Raw genomic sequence first — 23,411 nt, 5'->3', positions numbered from 1 at the left:
GTTCTGATACTTAGCTTAGTGTTGACGCACTAAGCTTTTCTTACTAGAATTCCTAGAAACTTGTTTCTTTAGAATTCTGTATTCCTCAGCTCGACTGAGTGAGTTTCCTATCTATTTTATATCAAATTTATATGAAAGATAAACATAAATAATATTTCCTATATAAACCTTTTTAACTAAATAAACAAATTTTAGTTTATTTCTTGTTATTTTTCTCCTTTTTATTATTGTTACTAATACTTATAGTAACAATACCACCTAAAATAGCAGCACCTATGGCAATCTAAAGAGCAATGTTCATTTGAAATCATGCCAACAGTTGAAGTTTTTATTACTATTCACTTAGAGCTCTTATATAATGCATAAATTTAATTTCCCATTGTGAATCTGAACTATATGCTTCATATTTATTATCTAAATAATGTTTAATAATATAAATCTCTTCCTTTGAAAGGGTTTTAAATAATTCTAAAGCTTCATCTTCCCAAAAACATAGGTTTAACACTTCCACTAGGTCACTTAAGCTATTAACCTCTTCTTTTACCATTGCAATCTTATCTGAAATAAATCTACAATCATTTATTTCATTGATTAAATTACGTAACCTTTCATTATCCATAGTATCATTATCTATAAATTCACTTTCTTTTAAATCTTCTTCATACTTAAAGGATAAAAATATGTTATCAATATTTCCTGTTGATAATCCTACTTCAATTCTAGGATAAATATTCGCAGCTGTTTTTTTGATATATTCTATCTTTTCATTATCAACTACCCCTAAAATATCACAGACGTTCTTTGATGAGCTTTTTAATTTTACTAAAATTTCAGTTTTGGACAAGTTTCTAAAAATCCCTAATAATGTTTCTCTTTGCAATGCCGAAATCTCTAATGTTAATATATCTCTGCCTAAAATATCAAGCCCTATGGCATTTGTTAGTATTGGTTCAAAAATATTAATTAATAGCTCTTTATAATCAGAGCAATAGCTATTTAGAATATAAATAATATTATCCTTATCAAAACATAAGCAAAACTGATTTTCTATAAGTAGTGCTTTTAAGTATTCATTTATATATTCAATTCCCTGCAACTTTTCTGATATAGGATTAGAAAGTTGATAATCTATACTACAGCCTATCTTATGAGCAAAAAATCTATAGTCATATTTATTAAAAAATTTATCTATTTCATTTAATGTATCCTTATATGATATGTTTTCTATATTAGGTGAACTTTTTCTAACTTCTTCTAATAATTTCTTTCCTCTATCCATCAAAGAGGCTATTTTACTCCAAGAAGCTTTTAACAAGTCACTTATATCTTCTTCCATCAATACTTCCTTTGCGTTCATTAACTCTCTTAATTCTAATCCTAATGAAAAACAAATTGAATTAAGTAACTCTTCCGCTATTTCTATTGGAACTGAAGTGCTATCACCCATTGTATATCGCTCAGTGTGCTTGCCAAGTAAATTCCATATTTTAAACTCAATAAGCATTTTATCTTCTTCACTTATATTTTTATCTATTTGAATATTATCTGAAAATGCCATTAAACTCTTGTTGCTTTCTTCCATAATACCTCCTAAAATTCATGTCCGTACATATCTGTATCTTCCACTTCATGTCCGTATCTTGTATTTCTACAAAGCTCTTCTAAGGTAGTTCCTCTTAAATATTCCAAAGAACCTTGACATTTTCCATCAAAATGTCTTTTCATAAACTCAATAAGCTCATCATCTGCTATCTGATCCATGGCTTCATTTTTAAAGAAATAGAAAGACTCTTGAATCTCCATTAATGTCTCTTTATAATTCTGTTGCATTATATAAGGGGAATCACAAAAAACTTCCACTATCTTTTTTAAAATCCCTTCAGAAAACTCAATTCTTCCTGTATCTTTTAATGACTTAAAACGATTCTCCACCAGCTCATTAATTTCTACATCACATAAAGCTAACCCATATTTTATTGTTATTTCATTACAAGCTTTTAACTCAATTGCAGCTTGTTTTTTCTGGAAATCTTGAAATGCTAAAGTCATATTTTTATCCACCATAATCACCTCTAGATACACAGTACTCCTAACTCTAACCCAATACAAGACTTGAAATTTTAGTAATTTTGTGGTAATATAAAGTTAGAAAATACTTCCCAGTTTGAATATCAATCTGGGAAGTATTTTTTATTTATACTATATTAAAGCTTTATAAAAAGTAAACTTAAATAATTTTTTCTATTTAAAATTTTAATCTCAACAATATAAATTTAAATTTGTTAATCCATATGCTTTTGTAACCAATGCTTGAATACATTCAACTGTTCTTCCGTATGAAAGTAATGTTCTCCTTTATCCATGATTTCTAATCCACAGCAGTATTTTTCAACAAAATCATTAATAATTTCAATTTCACACAATTCATCTTTAGCTCCATACATAATATCTGTATATGTATTCCATGTACTAATGGGATTTTGCTTTACATAACAGAAATAATCCCAATACAACTTTTGACCAATAGGTGTCTCTATTGTCATTTCCTTTTGCAAACGCTCCGGTGTTACATTAAACCATAGCATCATATTGTCAATAATTCTTTCCATATTAACTACTGGTGATAAAAATAATGCCTTTCTTAATTCATGGTTTTGATACGCTAAAAGGCTAAAATAAGCTCCCATACTGCATGCAAACAAACTTATTTCATTCCAACGTTCTTTTGCATAATTCATAATTATAGATAAATCACTAACGTATAACTGTACTTTGCAATTAATACCCTCACTTTTTCTTTCACCATGCTCCGGTAAATCAAAGCTTAATACTTGATAACCCTTTTTAATTGCTTCTTCAGCTAAAATTTGAATTATAACATCTTCCTTGTTTGACATATTTCCATGTACTGCGATAAAAAGTTTTTCACTCTTTTCTCCCCACAAAACTGTAGGAATATTAGTAATTTTAAATTTATCTTTAAACATATTTCCTCCATAATTTATAGAGGTAGTCCCCTCCATAAAAATTCTTTATTTTTCTTGTTTCTCACAATAAAATCCTCCTTTCTCAGTTAATTCTATATAAATCATGTTAACTGCAAATTCCTATTCGTCTATTACTCAGATTTTTTCCTAATCTTATTTTAACATATTTTGAAAATATGTTAGTACTTATGATACGGGAATTTTCACTTATAAAACATCTTTAGCGAAGTCATATGGATACATAATGCTATAAACCGCATGAAAAATTCTAAAGATAATGCAAAGCCAATTGAAATCTTTTCTCCGCTTCTTATTAACTCTCCTAACCCACTTGCTTTAGCACCATACTGTACCTTGTCACTTTCTCTTAAGTCTGCTAACATTGACAACATAATCAACACCTCAATTTCAATTTATAAATTTCCTAACCAACGAACATTAATTATATTCATTTAGGTGGGTTATTACAAATGAACAAAATACATCCAAATAGGATGCATATATATTATCTACTTAACACTCATCATTTCAAGCTTTTTAACATATTATATTGACAAACCACTGCTTTTTCTATATAATATATTGACTGGTTATGAGATAGCTAATGTAAATTCCATTACAATATGGACTATATATCTTCAATTCTGATTAACGTAGAAAAAGCTACAGATTTTTATACAATCTGTAGCTTCATTTTTTAACTTTAATATACTTTTCATTGCATATGATAAACGGAATTTTAATACCCTAAACATATATAATATAAAGAGTCATCGTTACTTATGGTACCATTCACCGTAATATTTATGACATTAACCTTTTTATTTGTTTTATACACCTAATCTAATGAAATATTATTCTTAGAACTTTTTAGTTTGTTCAGTGCAAAGCCAATATAAACATAAGCTATAGTATGATATACTAACCAATAGAATCTAAAATGTTCTATACTTAAAATTTTAAAGATTGTATTTATTATAAGCGGAGTAGTTAGTGCATAAATGCTTAAGCTGTACAACTGTCCATATTTCAACTCTGTTTTAAAAATTCCATTGATTATAAGAGCAAATAGAGCTAAAAATAGAGAGCTTATGAGTGCACCCAAGAAATACCCAAGGATATTTACAATAAAAATAAATGGTATAATAATCTTTGCATAAGGAAAGAAGCTATATATTATATCTTTATTTATGGTTAATCCTTGTAATGATTTGAATTCGGTTACTTGAGTTTGTAATTGGTTCTCTTTTTGAATCATTTTATCTTTTAGTATTAAAATACCTTTACTATGAGAATCTAGAACATCAGGATTAGTGCTGTTAGTTGTATCTATAATAATATAATTATCTTCATCCTCCGATAAAATCATTGGCATACCGCCCTCAACACTTAACTCTCCATTTATAAGCTCAAAGTTTGGACAATCATCATTATATATTTTCATAAACTCTGATATGCTATTATTAACCTCAATAGCTCCTCTTATAGATCCAATAGCTCCAAGAAGCAACGATATTAATAGCAAATATAGTACTGCCTTCCCAGTAGTTTCTTTTAACACATTCTCATAATGCTCTATTCCTTGAATGCTACCTATTATTTTCTTCCAAAAACTTAACTTTATTTTTTCTGTATTATCTTCCATAAAACCCTCCCAAATATATAAATATTTCTAATTATATGTTTATTCGACAATCTTAGAACAATTCCTCTTTGTGATTATTTATTTAACTCTTTTGAACATTGGATGATTTTTATTGAATTCAACTAAGTCCCATAAATTTCCGTATAAATCTTTAAATACTGCAACCGTTCCATAGTCCTGTTCTTTAGGTTCTCTAACAAATTCTATTCCTATTTTTCTCATGTCATTATAATCACGCCAAAAATCATCAGTTCCTAAGAAAAGAAAAACTCGTCCACCTGCTTGATTTCCTATGAAGGGCTCTTGTTCTGGCTTAGATGCTCTTGCAAGTAATATTGTTGTTCCATTTGAACCTGGTGGAGATACTACCACCCATCTTTTTTCTTGTTCTGGTTGATAGGTATCTTCTACTAATGTAAAATGAAGTTTCTTTGTATAAAACTCGATTGCTTCATCATAATCTTTTACCACTAAAGCAATATGTACAATTGATTGAATCATTATTTTTCCCCCTTGTGTTCTATTAAAATTAATGCGCTAATTAACTAACAGATAAATTACTATTTGTCTATTACTCAAATTTTTCCTAATTTTATTATAGCATATTTTATAAATTCACTATTACTTATGGCACAGTATTTTTACTTATAAAAATAGCTTTAGGCATTCATATCATTGCCTAAAGCTATAAGCCGCACTTGGTCATAAAGGAAACTCGACTCACTTCGTTCGCTGAGTAAGTTCGCCTAACTAAATCAAAGATTTAGAGGCTTACTTATGGTACGGTTCACCGTAGCTACTATAAGTGAGGTTTTTCCAATTAATATCCCTATATTTATTCTACATATTATAATTTTTTCTGTTTAAAAATTTTAATTTCAACAGTATAAATTGGACTTTTATAAAGTAATGATATGTTTATAGTTTAATCAAATACCTTTGTTTTGTCTTTCCATCTTCAACAACTTCATTTTCAAAAACCCCTCCATTTTTAATAATAGTCTTAGCTGATGCAATATTACTTTTAAAACAAGTAATCAACACCTTATAATAATATATATTTCAAATAGCATTTAATACTGGAATTTTATTTACTAATACGGTTATATGTTAATTTGTTCTTAATTCAGATAATATTGGAATATAACTGTAAGCTTATGTTATAATTAATTCGTTATGTTAATTTAAAATTGTGTAATAAAGATTATTTATATAACCTCTCTTTATTGGGCAGAAAAAGAGAGGTATAATCATCTGAAATAGAGTATTTTATTGTTAGGAGATGAATATATGGAATGGATAGAACGATTAAATAGTGCTGTTAATTATATCGAAGAGAATATAAAAGAAACTATCAATTTAGAAGAAGTATCAAAGATTGCATGTTGCTCAACTTATCATTTTCAAAGGATGTTTACCTATATAGCAGATATACCATTATCAGAATACATACGCCGTAGGAGAATGTCATTGGCAGCCGTTGATTTACAGAGTGGCAATGAAAAAGTGATAGATATTTCTCTAAAATATGGATATGATTCACCAACAGCATTTAACAGAGCTTTTAAAAGTGTACATGGTATAGCACCATCTCAGGCAAAAGAAGAAGGTACAATATTAAAAGCATTTCCTCCTATCAGCTTCAAAATAACAATAAAAGGAGATAGTGAAATGAATTACAGAATTGAAAAGAAAGAATCATTTAGAATTGTAGGAGTTTCAGAACCATTAGAGGCAGAAATTGAGAAAAACTTTGAAGTTGTACCAAAAATGTGGGGCACAGCTGCAATGAATGGAACAATACCAAGACTTGCTACCATGATGGATGGAATGCCTATGGGTATGCTGGGAATAAGCTCCTGTAATGAATCAGATAATTGGAGATACTATATTGCAGTTGCAAGTAGTCAACCAATAGACAATAATTTAGAAGAATACGTTATCCCTAGCTCCCTATGGGCAATATTTTCAGGAGAAGGAAGTTCTCAGTCTATACAGGAACTAGAAAAAAAATCGTAACTGAATGGCTTCCAACTTCAGGATATGAATATGGAAATGCACCAGATATTGAGGTGTATTTAAATGCAGACCCGGAGAATGCCCAATATGAAGTATGGATTCCAGTTTCAAAAAAGGAGAATTAAGTATGGTACATTTGATATATTGTGATGACAAAGAAAAGGTATTAGAAAAAATATCGGATAGTTCTAAAACGATGATTATTAGAGCTGCTGCCGGAAGAAAGATTCCTCATAGCAGAGTATTCGTTGGTGAGAAACTTTACTTCATGAAGAAAGGTACAGCTAAAATCTCAGCAACTGCAACTGTGAAATCAGTTCAAAATTTCGTTAAATTATCGGAAGATGAAATAATAAAGGTACTTGCCGATAATCAAGAAAATTTAAAATTATCTAAAAAGCAACAAGAACGTTGGCATAAAAAATGTATGTGCTTGGTAGAGTTTGAGAATATGAGTGAAATTCAACCTCTTGACTTTGACCATCAGGGCAATATGGATGATTGGCTTATTATTGAAAAAATAGAAGATGTAGTTGTTGGCACAAGCATTCCATATAATTATGACAAATCGAAATTTTAGGTGGTGTTGCTATGGCAATGTGGAATCCGTGGCGTGGCTGTCATAAATATAGCGAAGGATGTAAATACTGCTATATTCATAAAGGCGATACCAAAAAAGGAGTAGACACAAATATTATTATAAAAACAGATAATTTCAATGCACCTGTTGCAAAGAATAGAAAAGGTGAGTATAAAATTAAATCAGGTCAAACCGTGTATTTATGTTTTTCTACAGATTTTCTTATTGAAGAAGCTGACGAATGGCGAGAAGAATGTTGGAAAATGATAAGAGAACGCCGGGACTTGAATTTTATTTTTCTTATAAAAAGAATCGAAAGATTTTTGCAATGTATTCCAGATGACTGGAACAATGGTTATGATAATGTGACTGTTGGCTGCACTGTTGAAAATCAAGATAGAGCAGACTTTAGGCTCTCTATATTTGCCAACCTTCCAATAAAGCATAGGAATGTAATTTGCCAGCCACTTATTGAAGAGATAAATATATCACAATATCTGGATAATGTTGAATTGGTGGTAGTTGGTGGTGAATCTGATAGAACTGCAAGACCGCTAAATTACAATTGGGTTTTATCTATTCGAGAACAGTGCATAACTAAAGGAGTTCGTTTTGAATTTAGGCAATGTGGAACTCACTTTATCAAAGATGATAAGAAATACACACTTAGCGTCAAAGATTTATGCAGTCAAGCAAGAAAAGCAAATATCGACAGTTAATAACTCGTTTAAATAAAGGCTACAGAGTATGAGTATAATGTAAAGTTATGTTAGTTCACCTTCTTTAAAGATGTATCAAGGACTTACATTATTACAGTAAGTCCTCTTTTTTATGCCTATATCAATAGCATTATAAATAATCCTAACTTTATGAACAATTTTAAAAATAATTGGAGGTTTTCATAGTGAAATCGATGGTTACCTTACCACCATCTCCTTATCCAATTTTAGTAAAAACCTCATTTACTTATGGTACGGTTGACTCTTAATTATCCTAAATTTCACCCTATATACTTTTAATATCTCCAATAGTTTTAACAAGAAAACTGAAGTTTATAATTTTCGGAAAGCGGTTAATATCCGAAGTTATTCCATTAAGCGTCATATCAAGCATATAACAAATTATAACTATAGCTATATATTTTATTAATTTTCATTTAGATTTATCCTTTATTATACATTTATATAAATCAGCCTTTTGTCTTAATATACTTTAACAGATTCAATGATAACTACAAAAACAGTAGAATTCTGAAATTCTACTGCTCCTATGTGTTTTAAATTTGCTAATTTTATAGAAGATATTGCCTTAACTAAAGATACTGCTTTAACTTTTCTAATGGCTCTAAGCTACTACAACTTAGTACCTGGGTTGTTAAAGTTTGCCTATGTTATATCCTTGTCAATATTTCTAATCATTCTGTAAGCTATTGGCTTAAATCCACACTTAGGCCAAAAAGTCGAACCAGAAAGGTTGGTTATTTTCCAATCTGTTATTATGCTATTATATCCCCTTTCCTTCATAATCCTATAGCCTTCATTCATTAATTTTTTACCAATACCTCTTGCCCTTTGGGAATAGTGAGTGCCCGCAATATGTAGCTCTACTCCATCATCAGGTGACATCAAATCTGGAGTAATAGGCTCATATACTTGAAATCCTAATTCCTTCATATTCTTTTCTGCAATAAGAATCGTTGAATCATCATCCTCTACTAAACTTTTATATCCGGCATTTATATCTATTACAAGTTCAGGTTTTACAGGTAAAAAAGTAGGTGCTGAGTTGAGACATGATAAGATTATACTGGACATCTTACCCATTATTTCACTATCATTTTTGTATGCAAATCTAATCTCTGCATCAGATAAATTATCAAAAGCCTTGTAATCATCCATATTCATTATTCCATATACATGATTAATAAAAAAACTTAATCCTTGGAAACCTTTATAGTACACCTGATTTCCTAAAGGTACAAATGTATGGTGGCTGAAGTAGCCATGTTCAAGCCATAGAATAATTACTGCACCATATTTTCTGTCTAAAATTTCATAAAGGTTATTATAAAAGTTGTACCTTTACCTTTTTGACTTTTCACATCTATATATCCTTCTTGTCCTTCAACGATTGATTTAGAAATAGCAAGTCCGATGCCTACTGAATCTTTCTTCCTAGAATTCTTAGCTTTATAAAACCTGCTAAATATTTTTGGAATTTCATCACCTTCAATTCCTTCTCCACTATCTTCAACAGTTATTTTATAGTAAATAGGTGTTTCCGTTAGTTCAATTTTAACTTCTCCATTTGATAGAGTATGTTCAATACAATTTTTAATTATATTAGTAAGAGCCTCTTGCATCCAAAACCTATCATGCTTAAAAATAATGTTGTTATTTAATTTTAAAGACAAATTAATATTATTATCTTTAGCTAAGGGGTTTAGAGATTCAATAACTTCTTCTAATGTCTTGTTTAAATTATCATCTCTTTTGTAAAACTCTATGGCGCTTGCATCTAATTTTGCTAACTTTAATATATTCTGAATCATTTCATTAAGTTTACCAAGCTGCCTATAATTATCTTTTAAAAAGTTCACTCTTTGCTCTTCTGTTAACTTTCTATTTAGTAATATATCATTATATAGAAGCATAGTAGATATTCGTGTCTTAAACTGATGAGATATATTTTGTAATAGCTCCACTAAATGTTCTTTTTCTTGTTGTGTAGAAGTAATGTTATTTTTTATAATTCTTCGAATATTAGAAAATGCTAGAGATAATTTGGCAAAGTCACCCTCATTGTTTTCTTTAACTACTATAGAATAATCATCTTCTATTATTTTGTTTGATGCTAAAGTTAAACTTCTTACCTTTTTAAAATAGATATTATACTGAATGTAATTTAATATTAGTAAAGCAAAAGAAAATACTATAGTAACTATGATAGCACCATTGTTTTTTTGTATATTAGGAAAAATACTATTGCTAAGATCTACTGTTACACCATATTCATCTAATACTTTTGTCCCTTTTCCCTTGTCTTCCTCAGTAATATCCTTAGTAACTAGAGGTATTAATTCCTTCTCCAATTTTGGATCAATCTCTATTGCTTTTGAAATTACACTTCCAATAATATCTATATAATCCTGTTTTTGATTATTTCTATAAGATATAAAGAACATACCTTGAACTATAAGAAATATAATTAGGAGTGATGATAAAATTATAGTGCTAATTTTCACCTCATAGTTTAAATAAATTTTTCCCACTGTTATTCACTCCTTACCTCCGCATCCCATCTATAACCTACCCCTCTCTGAGTTACAATATATTTAGGATCTTTAGGATTATCTTCTATCTTTTCCCTTAGGCGTTTTATATAAACAGATAGAGTGTTTTCATCAAAAAACACTTCCCCATCTCTGGTAATTCCTTCTAAGATATCATCTCTCTTCATAGTTTTAAAAGGATTGTTCATAAATAAAGTTAAGAGCTTATATTCTAAGGCTGTTAAACTTAGAGGTTCCTCTCCCTTAAACCCTTGAGTTGTTAATAAGTTAGCCATTACCTCTCTACTAATTAACTTTTCTACTTTATAATTTTCCACTCTGGAACGAATTTGTACATTTATTCTAGCTAATAATTCTCTAAAGCCAAAGGGCTTAGTTAAATAGTCATTTCCTCCTATCTCTAAGCCCATAACTATATTTACTTCATCATCTAGAGCTGTAAGAAATATAATTGGAATTTTAGATTTTTTCCTAATATATTTGCAAAACTCATACCCATTACCATCAGGTAAATTAACATCAAGGATGATTATATCAAATTTGTCATTACTGAATTTATTTCTTGCATCCTTCAATGTATCAACTCTAACTACGTTAAAACCCTCATCAATTAATGAAAATTCTAATGCATATCCAAGCCCCATATCGTCTTCTACAAATAAAATGTTAATCATAAAATTCCACCTTCATCCTTATTCTTCTCTAATTGCTTCTATTACGTTATCCTTTTCAATCTTTTTCATTGGTATAAGAGTAGATATATAACTTATACCCATTGCTGCCAAAATTGTTACTATACTTAACATCCATGGAAACTTCCATTGTAATACAACAACTTCAGAAAGCACATTAGATAAACTGTAAGATAAGAAACATCCTATCACTACCCCTAAAGCACCTCCAAATATTCCATAGAAAAGTCCTTCATACTTAATAATTTTTTTTAAATCCTTTTGTGACATTCCAATTGATTTTAACATAGCACTTTCTTTACGCCTTAATGTAATATTCATTGTAATTGTATTTATGATATTTATACTACTAATAAGTGCAATTACAGATATAAATCCATATACAAGGACTTTAACCATAATCATAGAATTTTTTTGATTTTGGTTTATATCTACATAATTAATAACTGTATAGGAATAATCCTTATTGACCATATTACTAATTTCTGTAGCAGTATTTAAGTTTAATGAATCATCCTTTAAAGAGATACCATAATACTCTATATTAGGAGGTTCTACCATAAGATTTTTCATAACTTCATTAGAAGTTATGAATTTTAAAACATTTGTGGAATTATCCATTTCAAAGATGTCATCCTTGACAATTGCCATTACTTTACATTATCCTTCATAATTACAATTTTATCGCCTACTCTAAAATCAGTGATTTTACCAATATAAGATTTATTAGTATTTTTATCTCTAGCTTTACCATTATCTACTAGAATTACTCCATTTTCCGATTTTATATTCTCAGTATTAACTTCTCCACTTATTAAATGATTATTTATTTCTTTTAAAGCTACCTCATCATAAGTTTTTAATTCTATATCAATACCATCTTTATAGATATTTCCATACTTTTGCCTTTTATAAATATCTCCTGTCTCACTAATTCTTTTATCCTCAGGTACTTCAGTAAATCCAAACAAGTTTGAATACTTCACATAAACTTTGTCTATATTGCTCAACGACTTAAGCTGACTAAGAAGATTATTATCTAATTCACTTTTCTCTTTATTATTATCGGATTCTTTAGAAACTTCTAAATCAATAATTTGGTAAGATCCACTAGGGCCTTTTACCATAAATACCTCATCCATAAAGGATGTAAAAGTTATAAACAAGGCTGAACTTACAACAATAGATAAAATCATAGTCTGGCATCTACCAGGATTACGCCTTATATTTTTTACGGCCATTACAACCTTATAATTAAATATTTTTTTAAGTGTTGGATACTTCTTTTTTTTAATTACGTCTTTTTTAATTACAACACGACTGCTTATTGCAGCTAAAGGTGAAATTTTACCTACAAAGTTTGCAGGTATCAAACTTGATATATAAACTGCCAATGTTGTAATTATAGCACTAATTAATAACACCATTGGATCAATACCTACCAGGGAAATGGGATTGTCTCCTTTTAAAAGTAATTTAAAAATATAATTAATACCGTAGATTGCTCCTAAACTTACTATAATACCAATTGGTATTGCAATGATAAGAAGTATAGATGCTTCTCTAAATACAATCTTTTTAATCTGCTTTTTTGTTGCCCCAATACTTCTAAGAAGCCCAAATTGCTTAAGTCTCTCCGCAACATTAATTTGAAATGAATTGTATATTACAATAATTGTGGCACTAACTACAATAACAATAGCAATGCAAGCAGCAGCTATAAGTGCTTTATTGGATTTCATTTGGTTCATTCTAATTAAAGCATGGTTTTTAATTAATTTATCCTCTGTAGTTAAATCAGTAAGTTTTTTAAAAGTGCTACTAAAATCAGCTTTGGGACTTATTTCCACCAACAATCGTCCATTAGTAGGATTATTACTGAATGTAAAGGCTTTAGAACTTTTTTCACGTTGAGAATATATATCATTTTTAAGGAATGCTACTATAGTGTATTGTTTTTCACCAATAGTTAATTTTTCTTGAAGATCTAAATTTTCCTTAATGTGATCCTTAGCCCACTGATCTATTGCGATTTCATTTTCATTTTCTGGCATTCTTCCTTCTTTTATACTATACTTAAATAATTCAGTAGCTCCCTTATCCATTTTACATATAGTAATATTAATATCATTATAAGAAACTGTATCTCCATTTTCCATAATACCGTACCGCTCGACACTAGGGTTATTCACTACCTTTGTTAAAATATCTTCTGTATAAGATGAAAAACCAATATGGAAAGAAACTCCATCAGCACGTTTAATATCATCGATTTGAGATTTTTCGGCACTTGTAATAAATAGTCCAATAGTTGCAACAAGAGACAATGATAATATAATTCCAATAAGTGTTAAGATAGTTCTTTTTTTATTTTGCTTTATATATCTTATACTTATAGATTTGTAATTGTTTATCAATATAATTCCTCCCTAATTTACTTGATTTTTTGTGAAGTATCTTCTATAATTTGTCCATCCTCTATTGTAATAACTCTATCAGCCATAGATGCAATATTGGAATCATGGGTTATTAAAATAAGCGTTTGATTAAACTTACGCGCCGTAAATTTAAGCAACTCAATAACTTCTCTTGTATTTTTTGAGTCTAAGTTCCCCGTAGGCTCATCCGCTAGAATAATACTTGGTTTATTTATAAGAGCACGACCAATGGATACTCTCTGCTGTTGACCACCTGATAATTCTGATGGGAGGTGCGTCCTTCTATCCTTCAAATTTAAAATTGAAATTATCTCATCTAGGTATTCGTTGTCTACCTTTTCATTATCTAAAACTACTGGAAGTTCTATATTCTCCTCTACATCTAGAACAGGTATTAAATTAAAAAATTGAAATATAAATCCTATTTTTCTTCTTCTAAATATAGATAGTTCCTCATCCTTGTAGTCATATATGCTATTTTCATCAATTATAACTTTTCCTGAAGTAGGTCTATCTAATCCCCCTAGAAGGTGAAGTAGTGTGCTTTTACCAGAACCAGATGCACCAATGATAGCAACAAATTCACCTTTATTTATAGAAAGATTTATATTTTTTAACGCCTCAACCTTATTATCACCTTCTCCATAAATCTTAGATAGATTTTCTATTTTTAATATCTTCATATTCATTCCTCACTAATCTTTAATATTTGTGTAATTTATTTCAATATTATCTGAAACATCTGATAGCTCATTTTTAATCTTTGTTTGATCCTGTATATTTCTCAAATCCAAGTTGCTTTTCTTTAATCTTATAAGACTCATGTCTAATTCTTTCCCATCCATAGATGCATACATATTATCATCCATAATTACAATACGTCCTTCTGATGGAAGATACCCAATCCATGAATAACATCCGTATACAACAGGAATATTTACCCCGTTAATATCTATCTCATTTATTTTTTTATCATATTCACTACCTAAAATAATACTTTTATTTGAATCAATATTTGGCATCTCAGTAAGTAATTCAGTGTTTAAATCAATGTTTCCATCTACATTTACACGAAAAGCTTGGTCTTTTATCATAGACTTAACTGTATCCTTAGCAAACAATATTTTCTTTTCAATAGTTGTGACTTGTTGTCCATCATCTGCAGTACCAGTTACTTCTTTAGTCACCATTTTATATTTATAGTCTTTTGTATACTTAGTGTTATCTTTATATATTTCCTTTGCTTCCTTAACATCTTCAGTTTCTCCACCAACTAAAATTGCATTAATTGGCTTTTTAGGTCCCTTTAAATAATAGTTTAACCCTTGTGATGCAAGTAAAAATATTGCAACAAGAACAACTACTCCAATTATCCATTTACTCATTCTTTTCACTAATTCCATCTCCTTTAATTATAAAAATTTATATATAATGAATTTTTTTATTCATTAATACCTATATTATGCTTTCACTAAAAAGTGCTTTTCATCCCAACCAGCAAATACAACTAAAATAACTACAATCATTACATCTAGTATTTTTTTCATAACATCACCTCCATACTTCATCCTTTGGTATGTACTTATTTTATTACTCTTATCAATTTAAAACCATAACTAAACTCTTACTGTATTAGTCTTAATCTTACTAAATAGTAAGATATGATTTATGTATCACTAAATGTTAATATATAATTACATAAAAAACAGCAGAATTCTGAAATTCTGCTGTTTCTAGGTATTCCTATTTATCTAATTTTCTTCTATAATTTCCCTAATTATTTTATTCATATTATCTATTTTCCCTTCAATATCACTAACCAGCTTAAACTGTGTTCTTGCTCTATGAAGATTGTGTTTCGCTTTGTGAGTTTTAAAATAGGTATCTCCATTTAAATAATCCGTTAAAAATCTTATACCACATTCAAAGGTCATAAGTTTCACAGAAAATGCCATAAGTTCAATCTCCTTTGGCACAAGTATAGGTAATACTTCATGAAAATATCCCTTTGTAAAATACTTAAACAGATTCATATCAAACCATATTTTTGATAAATCTGTTTCATCTTCACTTCCGCTAGAAGCTCCATATCTCAATGCATCGCCGTAGTCATAGAGAAGTGACCCTGGCATTACTGTATCTAAATCAATTACACATACCCCTTCACCTGTGTCTATATCTATCATAACATTATTCAGCTTAGTGTCATTATGGGTTACTCTTAGAGGAATGCTTCCATCCTTCATTGCATCTAATATAATGCTTACATCTCTTCTGCGTTTTTTTACAAATTCAATTTCTTTTCCCACTTCTTCTAATCTGCCACATTTATTATCTTCAATTGCTTTTAACAGATCCTCAAACCTAGTGACCGTATTATGAAAATTAGGTATTGTGTCATATAATTTACCTGCTGGAAAATCAGACAACATTTTTTGAAACTTACCAAAGGCCTTGGCTCCATAATAAAATTGCATAGGATCCTCAACCTTATCGTAGGTTACTGCATTATCTATAAATTTATATACCCTGAAATAATCATTTCCATTGGTTTTATAGTATTTTTCACCATCATTAGTTTTTATTATTGTTAGTGTTTCCCTATCAGAATTTCCTCCACTAAGGAGGATTTTCTTTCTCAGATGCTCTGTTATAGCTGCAATATTCTCCATTAAATGCTCAGGATTCTTAAACACATTACTATTGATTCTTTGCACTATATATGGTTTCGTAATATAAGTATCATTTATATATCCGTTACCATAAGAACTCATTTCAGTATTAATATTAAACTGTTTTAAAACGTCGTGCAGTTTATATTCCATGGTATAATCCCTCTCTAATCATTTCGTTTATTGCATTTTTAACAGTGGGTAAGTCTTCTTTGTATGTAACTCCATACCATTTATCTGTTGTATCAAGGACTTTCACCTTTGCTCTTTGTGTTTTAATCATATTATCAACTACTGAAGGAAGAAAAAATTCATCCTTTAATGGATCTTTTAAATTCTTTAAGAACGTAGCAAAATCCCCTTCAAGCACATCAAATATATCAAGGTCAAACCCCCACATGTTCATAGATACCGTAGAATCAAGAGGTATTCCACTATTTATATCAATAGATGTATGCTCCACCACGCTTTTTAAATAACCTTTTTCCATTTCACATAATCCACGGCTTACTGTTCCATTTTCTGTTAGTGTATTTTTTAATCTAAACCCAGCCATGCACATACCTTTATTTTGAGATAAATAATCCCCAACTATTTTGTAGGAATGGCTACCATAGTAATCATCTGCGTTTATTACCATAAAGGGAGTTGTAACTTCACTTTTAGCACAAATCACAGCATGGCCTGTTCCCCATGGTTTAGATCTATTATGAGGTATAGAACACCACTAAGGAATTTTATCTAGTGCTTGAAAAGCATAATCAACATCTATTATCTTTTCAATTCTTTTGCCGATAACATGTCTAAAATCCTTTTCCATTTCTTTTTTTATAATAAAAACTACCTTTGAAAAGCCTGCTTTTACTGCATCATATATTGAAAAATCGAGTATTATTTCTCCACTTGGTCCCACAGGCTCCAGCTGTTTAAGACTACCAAAACGACTTCCCATACCAGCTGCCATTACTACTAATGTTGTTTCATTCATATTTCCACCTATAATTCAATACTTTCTTTTTATTAATCTATATTAAATACATTACTTAATTACTACATCTTATTTTCTTAGAGTGTCCAAATCAATCACCATTCCATCTACCAGCCTGGATTGTTCTGCTGCCATAGCGCAATAATGACTTTCTACGGATTTATCTACTGATGTAATGGCATTAGTTGGTTCTCCATCCTCTGCAATCATATCAATGAATTCCTCCACCATACGATTGTCTCCTCCTGCATGGCCAGAAAAATCCGTTGATATCTTAGATATATCGATTACTTCACTTTCTTTTCCAAATGGTGTGACTATAATAGTATTTTTAGATAAATCTGCAACAATTTCTCCTTTTGTACCCATAATCTTCTGATAACGTGAACCTGTAGAAGTGAATGCACACATTGTCAAAGAAATGGTGGCACCATCTGTCATATTTAGGTTTACAACCTGATGATCTACTACGTTATTATCACAGTAATATACACATCTTCCATAAGGTCCACTTTTAATTGCTTCTGTAATACTTTCTACCGTTGGATGAAGAGTCAATACATCAACAGGCCATTTTGTATTCCCCTTTGCCACACCAGTTTTATCATTTGTTATATAAATCTTTTCTGCATCAAAGGGACAATTTGTTTTTGCTTTGCATCCATCCATACAGCGCTTTGTTGCTCCTTCTGGTGCATTTTCTTTCTTAAATAAATAGGTGCTCCCAAAGGAAGATACAGACTTACAAGTTTTACCTGTTAGCCATAATAACAGGTCCATATCATGACAACATTTCTGTAATATCATAGGGCTAGTAGTATTGGAGTTTCTCCAGTTTCCACGTACAAAACTATGCGCTTGATGCCAATATCCCACATTTTCAATAGCCATAACAGAAACTACTTCTCCAATTACACCGCTGTCAATTACTTCTTTTAATTTCGTATAGAATGGTGTATAACGCAAAACATGACATACAACCACTTTTCTATCACATTCATTTGCTACTTTTACAATTTCCCTACACTCATCAAGGTCTGGTGAAATTGGCTTTTCCAATAACAGGTGATAGCCTTTTCTAAGTGCAGGAATTGCTTGTCTTACATGCTCCTTGTCTTGAGTAGTAATGAACATAACATCCGCCAGCTTATCCTGAGCAATTAGTTCTTCTGCACTGCAGAAGCATGCCTTTTGTGGAATCTTATACTCCCTTGCCACATCTTCTACCTTTGCGGGATCAATGTCTGCAATAGCTACAATTTCAATTTTCTCTGGAAATAGTTTAGCCGTTAATGCATAGGTGTCTTTTCCTCTACTACCAAGTCCAGCTAATGCTACTTTTATTTTTTTACTCATTTCATATCCCCCATTTACTTCTATTTTTTATTCATATTTTTAAAAGGTACTTCTATGTGCATAGAGAATACCTTTTCTATAATTTCCGTACTGATACATATATTATATATGTTTTTTTTAAACTTAGCTTTTACAATCATCCAGTTTAATTGTCATATCATCCAAAATAGCTATATAATAAAATTGTATTCTTTTGTTATATTTGCTAAAATAAATTGATAATAATGCATAAGCAAGGAGTTGTTTGTATGGCTTATATCAGTACTAGATTAAAAAAAGAAATTGAAATCACAGAAATCATCACCATTCACTATTTTGAGTACTTGAAAGATTTTGTTTTCCATGGTGAGTCTCATGATTTTTGGGAATTACTATATGTAGACAAAGGAACAGTTATGGTGCAAGCAGACTCTGAGCATTATCAGCTCCATGCTGGAGATGTGATTTTTCATGGACCAAATGAATTTCATGCTTTGAAAGCAATAGGAACGAAAGCTCCTAATTTAGTTGCAATTTCATTTTTGTGTAGTTCTCCTTCAATGCATTTTTTTGATTCTAAAGTTACAACTCTATCTTCTGTAGAAAAAACTATAATTGCACAAATCATTTCAGAAGCTCGCACTGCATTTTCAACTCCACTCCATATCCCGTCCGTTGAACAAGTAAAACTCTCGTCCAGTGCACCTTTTGGCTCACAGCAATTAATTTTATTATATTTAGAACAATTTCTAATTCATATAAAGAGGCATCATTGTGATGATGAAAAAGTTAATAACTTACCTTCTTCTCAAAAACAGTGTTGTGATAGCTCTAATAAATCCTATGTATTTGAACAAATTTTGCATTATTTACAGTTACACATTTGCGAGCAAATTAGAATTTCAGATATTTGCAATGAATTTTCTATCAGTCATTCAACCTTACATTCACTCTTCCACAAAAATAAAAACTGTGGAGTAATTGATTATTTCATATATATGAAGATTGAGCGTGCAAAGGAAATTATTCGTGATGGTAGTATGAATATTACTGAAGTCGCACATTTTCTTTCGTATAATTCATTGCAGCATTTTTCTAAGCAATTTAAAAAGTCAACTGGAATGTCACCGATGGAATACATCTCATCCGTAAAGGGGATTTCTCAAACTTATAAGTGGTAGCCATAATGTGGACGTCATTCTTTATTGGGCAGTATATAAATACGACATATTGATGTCATATTCATGTGTTATAATATGATAGAGGTGAAGATATGCAAATCAACCGAATGTTTAAAATAATATACATACTTCTTGATAAAAAAAATGTTACAGCAAGAGAACTTGCAGAGAAATTTGAAGTTTCTAGTAGAACCATTTATCGTGATATTGAAACATTATCATCAGCAGGCATTCCTGTATATATGAGCAAAGGCAGAGGTGGCGGAATATCTATTTTAGATGAATTTGTACTGAACAAAGCTCTATTAACCGAGGAAGAAAAGTCTGATATCTTATCCTCACTACAAGCAGTTGGTGCAATCAATTTTAATGAAACAGATTCTGCATTACAAAAATTAGGCAGCCTATTTGGAGAGAATAACTCCGACTGGATTGAAGTGGATTTTTCATCCTGGTACAATTCTGAAAAAGAATCTAAAATCTTTAATGATATTAAATCAGCAATCCTAGCTAAGAAGATAATAAGTTTTACTTATTCAAGCGGAAAAGGTGAAAGAACTACACGAGAGGTAGAACCTTTAAAGCTTTGTTTTAAAGGGATGTCACGTTATTTATATGCCTATTGTACTTTAAGACAGGATTTTCGATTTTTCAAACTAAGTCGTATAAAGGATATTGTGGTTACAGATAAACATTTTCATCGAAAAGTTATCGGGCCCATATTTAAGGATGGTAACATGTTTAATGAGCAATATATCACTTTGAAATTAAAACTGTCTCCAGATATGGCTTTTCGAGTTTATGACGAGTTTGATAATTATACTAAAGAAGTTGACGGCAGCTTTATAACTGAAACAATTTATCCTATGGGTGAATGGCTATTTCCTTATATAGCTTCTTTTGGTAGCCATTGCGAGGTATTAGAACCTTTTTATATAAGAAACTCCATAAAAGAAGAAATACAAAAAATGATGAACAATTATTTATAATATGACATGCTGTTGACATATTATTTGATTTATTATAAATATATCAAATATATGGAGGTAGTTAAAATGAACTATGAAATCGTAAATCTTGAAGAAAAAATTATTGTTGGTGTAAGTGTGACAACGAGCAACGAAGACCCTAAAATGGGTGAGAAAATCGGCAAGCTGTGGGTTGATTTATATCAAGGTGGCATCAATGCAAAAATCAAGAATAAAGTAAATGAATATGCAATTGGACTTTATTCCGATTATACAGAAAACAGTTATCTTGTTACTGCAGGAAATGAAGTATCAAAATCAGAAAATAGTGAGTTCACAACAAAGATCATTCCTGCTGGAAAATATGCAAAATTCTCTGTCCATGGACACATGGAAACAGCAGTAGCAAAATCTTGGGGCGAAATTTGGAAAATGGACTTAGATAGAAGCTTTACAGGTGACTTTGAAGAATACCTAAACAGTGACTTTGAAAATGCAGATATTGATATTTATATCGCATTAAAATAACAGTGATGAGATTCATTATATTTTAGATATTGAGGATACTTATTTTAGCAAAGAAGTAATGCTTTAGTTTAGTAAAAATTACTTCTTTGCTAAATAAGGTTAGCTGTTAATATGTATTTCTAATTAAATAGCATTATAGTTTATATTTGCCTATATACAATATAATTAATATTATTTCGGATTCAAGTTTTAATTATATATTTTTACAAAAAAAGATATGATTTTTAAACCTAACCTGCTGTTTGTATTCCCAAATTACCTATACATTTAATGTTTTATTTCATCATCATTTCTATCCAATAGTTTTCAACACATTCATCCACATAAATTAGAGTTTGTCATAGACACAATATTAAGTAATCCAATCAAGCATTCTTTAATGTTTGTTCTTTATTATCCCAAAATTCTTGTGCAAGATTCATATATCTAACAACGCTTACTCCACTGTCTATTAATTCTTCTCCTTGTGCTGTTATTTTATCAACAAAGTCCTTACTATTAATCATATAAATTTTAGAGCAATAATCATAAATACTATCAAATAACTTCAAATAGGTTTCCAATGCTTCTCTATTACAAGTTCTCGCACGACTAAGTATAAATTTGTCTTTTCCCTTTGTTTCATAATATGTGCTTAATCTATATACAAACATATCAAGTCTATCATACTGACACGCTCCTTTTACCAGTTGCAAACCACCGGTCATTGGCATAAAAGAGAAGTTTTCGAGTTTATGGTACCTATTATAACATTGATCCAATTCATCTAAATAAACATTGAATTCGTCCCTTTTATAATCACGCAATAACAATTCTTTAAATTGTTCATATTTTTTTTGGGATTTTTTATCTTTTCCAAAGTTAAAGTCTGTATCGCCACTCATTTTAAATTTAGGATATCGATTAAATTGCGCATATTTTTCATTAATCTTAATTGGTGCGTAAATTCTAATGCCTTGTTTTTTTAAATTATCATGATCAAATTTTTCCCAAAAACCCCATCTTGAGGTAGTATAGATTTCTTTATATTCTTCCCATGCCTCTGGTGATGCATCATAGTCATATTCACTCTCAACAACTTTCAAAGTATCACTAGTCATTTTATTTCCCCTCCTCAAATCCCTACTTACATATTATGTCTTCCAATAAATTAATAGTATAATTATAACACAAGCTAATGATGCTATTTATAAACTTCATATTAACCCTAATTATTCGTTCTAATAATTAGGGTTCTCCATAGATACAATTCTCCTTAACTATTCTAAATTAGTATTTTAAAATCCGTAGTAGGATTGCTACGGTGGTCTTGAATGTTTTATCCTCTATGGACTATTGGTGAATATATCATCATAGTTAGGAGGTGGTATTGGATATGTTATACAGATTTATTTCGCTGTTTTATTGATGAAATCAATTTCATACTGACGTTCACCGTATTTTTCTTCGTTGTCAATGATCGTACCCTCTGTGAGTGAGATACGCAGAACTATCGAGTTCGGATTGTCTTCGTCGCCAACTTCATCGAACCAATCAAAAATTTTTTTAAATTTCGCTCTGATCTCCGCATTCTTCTCGTCCTTGACCCAACCAAGATTTTCAGCGGTACCTTGGAAAGCGTACCAACCTAACCCACACACGGAAACCTCGTTGTTCTTCTCAATTTGCAGCATTTTACTTTTTTTTGCATCCGTAGAAACATAAAATACGCTGTCTTCATAATAAGCGCATACCATACGGACAGCAGGACGAGGATTACCGGTAGCGCTGGAGGATAGTGATATTGTCGCTAGGGCAATAACTTCCTCTTTGCCATTTCCGCAACATTCCTCCATAAGTTTCATTGCATTTTCATATTTGCTCATTTTAATTCTCCTTTATATTTAATTATTTTATGCTGTAATTATAGTTAAACCACTTTAAAAGTGATCGAAGATTTACAATTACAGCTTTATCCACAAAGCAGGACGAACACCACCTGTACATTTGCCATCGCTGATGTTTCCTTTCAATATATTGTTGCCTTGGATCCCTATATTACCGTCAGTCCCGAAGATGTACACGGCTTTTACATTAACGCGGCCCG

The 23,411-nt window shown here is 30.3% G+C and carries 24 protein-coding genes and 2 pseudogenes; 6 read left to right on the top strand and 20 right to left on the bottom strand.

What is annotated here, in order from left to right:
* Positions 1-334: 334 nt before the first annotated feature.
* From B3630_RS07775 to B3630_RS07745, 7 genes and pseudogenes are all read right to left on the bottom strand, one after another.
* Positions 335-1,582, bottom strand: a complete 1,248-nt coding sequence (locus B3630_RS07775; protein ID WP_346896981.1) for a DUF6179 domain-containing protein — start codon at positions 1,580-1,582, stop codon at positions 335-337.
* Positions 1,583-1,590: 8 nt separating this feature from the next.
* Complete coding sequence (locus B3630_RS07770) at positions 1,591-2,064, bottom strand: DUF6323 family protein (protein WP_414633004.1); 474 nt, start codon at positions 2,062-2,064, stop codon at positions 1,591-1,593.
* Between the two features lie 218 nt (positions 2,065-2,282).
* The gene (locus tag B3630_RS07765; protein WP_346896979.1) at positions 2,283-2,987 is read right to left on the bottom strand and encodes an alpha/beta hydrolase; all 705 of its coding nucleotides are present in this window, start codon (positions 2,985-2,987) and stop codon (positions 2,283-2,285) included.
* Positions 2,988-3,190: 203 nt separating this feature from the next.
* On the bottom strand, positions 3,191-3,379 hold the full coding sequence (locus tag B3630_RS07760) for a hypothetical protein (protein WP_346896977.1): 189 nt from the start codon (positions 3,377-3,379) through the stop codon (positions 3,191-3,193).
* Between the two features lie 446 nt (positions 3,380-3,825).
* Positions 3,826-4,632: a DUF1189 domain-containing protein gene (locus B3630_RS07755; protein WP_346896975.1), complete on the bottom strand. Its 807-nt coding sequence runs from the start codon at positions 4,630-4,632 to the stop codon at positions 3,826-3,828.
* 78 nt (positions 4,633-4,710) lie between these two features.
* Positions 4,711-5,133 (bottom strand): VOC family protein, encoded by a 423-nt coding sequence (locus tag B3630_RS07750; protein WP_346896973.1) that lies wholly within the window; start codon positions 5,131-5,133, stop codon positions 4,711-4,713.
* Positions 5,134-5,550: 417 nt separating this feature from the next.
* Positions 5,551-5,679, bottom strand: a pseudogene (locus tag B3630_RS07745) (GNAT family N-acetyltransferase); the annotation flags it as partial.
* Between the two features lie 243 nt (positions 5,680-5,922).
* On the opposite strand from B3630_RS07745, the pseudogene B3630_RS07740 reads away from it, so the two are divergent.
* From B3630_RS07740 to B3630_RS07730, 3 genes and pseudogenes are all read left to right on the top strand, one after another.
* A pseudogene (locus tag B3630_RS07740) lies at positions 5,923-6,776 on the top strand (AraC family transcriptional regulator).
* 2 nt (positions 6,777-6,778) lie between these two features.
* Positions 6,779-7,231, top strand: a complete 453-nt coding sequence (locus B3630_RS07735; protein ID WP_346896971.1) for a hypothetical protein — start codon at positions 6,779-6,781, stop codon at positions 7,229-7,231.
* An 11-nt stretch (positions 7,232-7,242) separates the two neighbouring features.
* Complete coding sequence (locus B3630_RS07730; protein ID WP_346896969.1) at positions 7,243-7,950, top strand: DUF5131 family protein; 708 nt, start codon at positions 7,243-7,245, stop codon at positions 7,948-7,950.
* A gap of 666 nt (positions 7,951-8,616) precedes the next feature.
* Here B3630_RS07730 and B3630_RS07725 read toward each other — a convergent pair.
* From B3630_RS07725 to B3630_RS07675, 11 genes are all read right to left on the bottom strand, one after another.
* Positions 8,617-9,129, bottom strand: a complete 513-nt coding sequence (locus B3630_RS07725) for a GNAT family N-acetyltransferase (protein WP_346896967.1) — start codon at positions 9,127-9,129, stop codon at positions 8,617-8,619.
* 146 nt (positions 9,130-9,275) lie between these two features.
* Positions 9,276-10,502: a HAMP domain-containing sensor histidine kinase gene (locus tag B3630_RS07720; protein ID WP_346896965.1), complete on the bottom strand. Its 1,227-nt coding sequence runs from the start codon at positions 10,500-10,502 to the stop codon at positions 9,276-9,278.
* A 2-nt stretch (positions 10,503-10,504) separates the two neighbouring features.
* On the bottom strand, positions 10,505-11,197 hold the full coding sequence (locus tag B3630_RS07715) for a response regulator transcription factor (protein WP_346896963.1): 693 nt from the start codon (positions 11,195-11,197) through the stop codon (positions 10,505-10,507).
* A gap of 18 nt (positions 11,198-11,215) precedes the next feature.
* Positions 11,216-11,866, bottom strand: a complete 651-nt coding sequence (locus tag B3630_RS07710) for an ABC transporter permease (protein WP_346896961.1) — start codon at positions 11,864-11,866, stop codon at positions 11,216-11,218.
* Positions 11,866-13,632: an ABC transporter permease gene (locus tag B3630_RS07705; protein WP_346896959.1), complete on the bottom strand. Its 1,767-nt coding sequence runs from the start codon at positions 13,630-13,632 to the stop codon at positions 11,866-11,868. The genes B3630_RS07710 and B3630_RS07705 overlap by 1 nt, the downstream gene beginning before the upstream one ends.
* Positions 13,633-13,649: 17 nt before the next feature.
* Complete coding sequence (locus B3630_RS07700; RefSeq protein WP_346896957.1) at positions 13,650-14,336, bottom strand: ABC transporter ATP-binding protein; 687 nt, start codon at positions 14,334-14,336, stop codon at positions 13,650-13,652.
* A 12-nt stretch (positions 14,337-14,348) separates the two neighbouring features.
* A complete protein-coding gene (locus tag B3630_RS07695; RefSeq protein WP_346897057.1) occupies positions 14,349-15,038 on the bottom strand; it encodes a lipoprotein BA_5634 family protein in 690 nt (229 codons plus the stop codon).
* A gap of 366 nt (positions 15,039-15,404) precedes the next feature.
* Positions 15,405-16,478 (bottom strand): aminoglycoside phosphotransferase family protein, encoded by a 1,074-nt coding sequence (locus tag B3630_RS07690; protein WP_346896955.1) that lies wholly within the window; start codon positions 16,476-16,478, stop codon positions 15,405-15,407.
* Positions 16,468-17,001, bottom strand: coding sequence for a hypothetical protein (locus tag B3630_RS07685; protein ID WP_346896953.1), 534 nt, complete (start codon positions 16,999-17,001; stop codon positions 16,468-16,470). The genes B3630_RS07690 and B3630_RS07685 overlap by 11 nt, the downstream gene beginning before the upstream one ends.
* A gap of 51 nt (positions 17,002-17,052) precedes the next feature.
* On the bottom strand, positions 17,053-17,313 hold the full coding sequence (locus tag B3630_RS07680) for a hypothetical protein (RefSeq protein WP_346896951.1): 261 nt from the start codon (positions 17,311-17,313) through the stop codon (positions 17,053-17,055).
* 69 nt (positions 17,314-17,382) lie between these two features.
* A complete protein-coding gene (locus B3630_RS07675; protein WP_346896949.1) occupies positions 17,383-18,669 on the bottom strand; it encodes a Gfo/Idh/MocA family oxidoreductase in 1,287 nt (428 codons plus the stop codon).
* 248 nt (positions 18,670-18,917) lie between these two features.
* On the opposite strand from B3630_RS07675, the gene B3630_RS07670 reads away from it, so the two are divergent.
* The 3 genes from B3630_RS07670 to B3630_RS07660 all read left to right on the top strand — a co-directional run bounded on the left by B3630_RS07670 (position 18,918) and on the right by B3630_RS07660 (position 21,325).
* Positions 18,918-19,829, top strand: coding sequence for an AraC family transcriptional regulator (locus B3630_RS07670; RefSeq protein WP_346896947.1), 912 nt, complete (start codon positions 18,918-18,920; stop codon positions 19,827-19,829).
* A gap of 92 nt (positions 19,830-19,921) precedes the next feature.
* On the top strand, positions 19,922-20,818 hold the full coding sequence (locus B3630_RS07665; protein ID WP_346896945.1) for a YafY family protein: 897 nt from the start codon (positions 19,922-19,924) through the stop codon (positions 20,816-20,818).
* Between the two features lie 66 nt (positions 20,819-20,884).
* Positions 20,885-21,325 (top strand): GyrI-like domain-containing protein, encoded by a 441-nt coding sequence (locus B3630_RS07660; protein WP_346896943.1) that lies wholly within the window; start codon positions 20,885-20,887, stop codon positions 21,323-21,325.
* 365 nt (positions 21,326-21,690) lie between these two features.
* Here B3630_RS07660 and B3630_RS07655 read toward each other — a convergent pair whose 3' ends face one another.
* Together B3630_RS07655 and B3630_RS07650 are read right to left on the bottom strand one after the other, a co-directional pair.
* Positions 21,691-22,425, bottom strand: coding sequence for a hypothetical protein (locus B3630_RS07655; RefSeq protein ID WP_346896941.1), 735 nt, complete (start codon positions 22,423-22,425; stop codon positions 21,691-21,693).
* A 288-nt stretch (positions 22,426-22,713) separates the two neighbouring features.
* Positions 22,714-23,190, bottom strand: coding sequence for a pyridoxamine 5'-phosphate oxidase family protein (locus B3630_RS07650; RefSeq protein ID WP_346896939.1), 477 nt, complete (start codon positions 23,188-23,190; stop codon positions 22,714-22,716).
* Positions 23,191-23,411: the final 221 nt, after the last annotated feature.

Origin of the sequence: Clostridium sp. UBA7503 (genome assembly GCF_002477055.1) — a bacterium.
GTDB lineage: Bacteria > Bacillota > Clostridia > Clostridiales > Clostridiaceae > Clostridium_J > Clostridium_J sulfidigenes.
The sequence above is the reverse complement of the archived record's forward strand: the minus strand, read 5'-3'. Positions and strand labels throughout refer to the sequence as shown.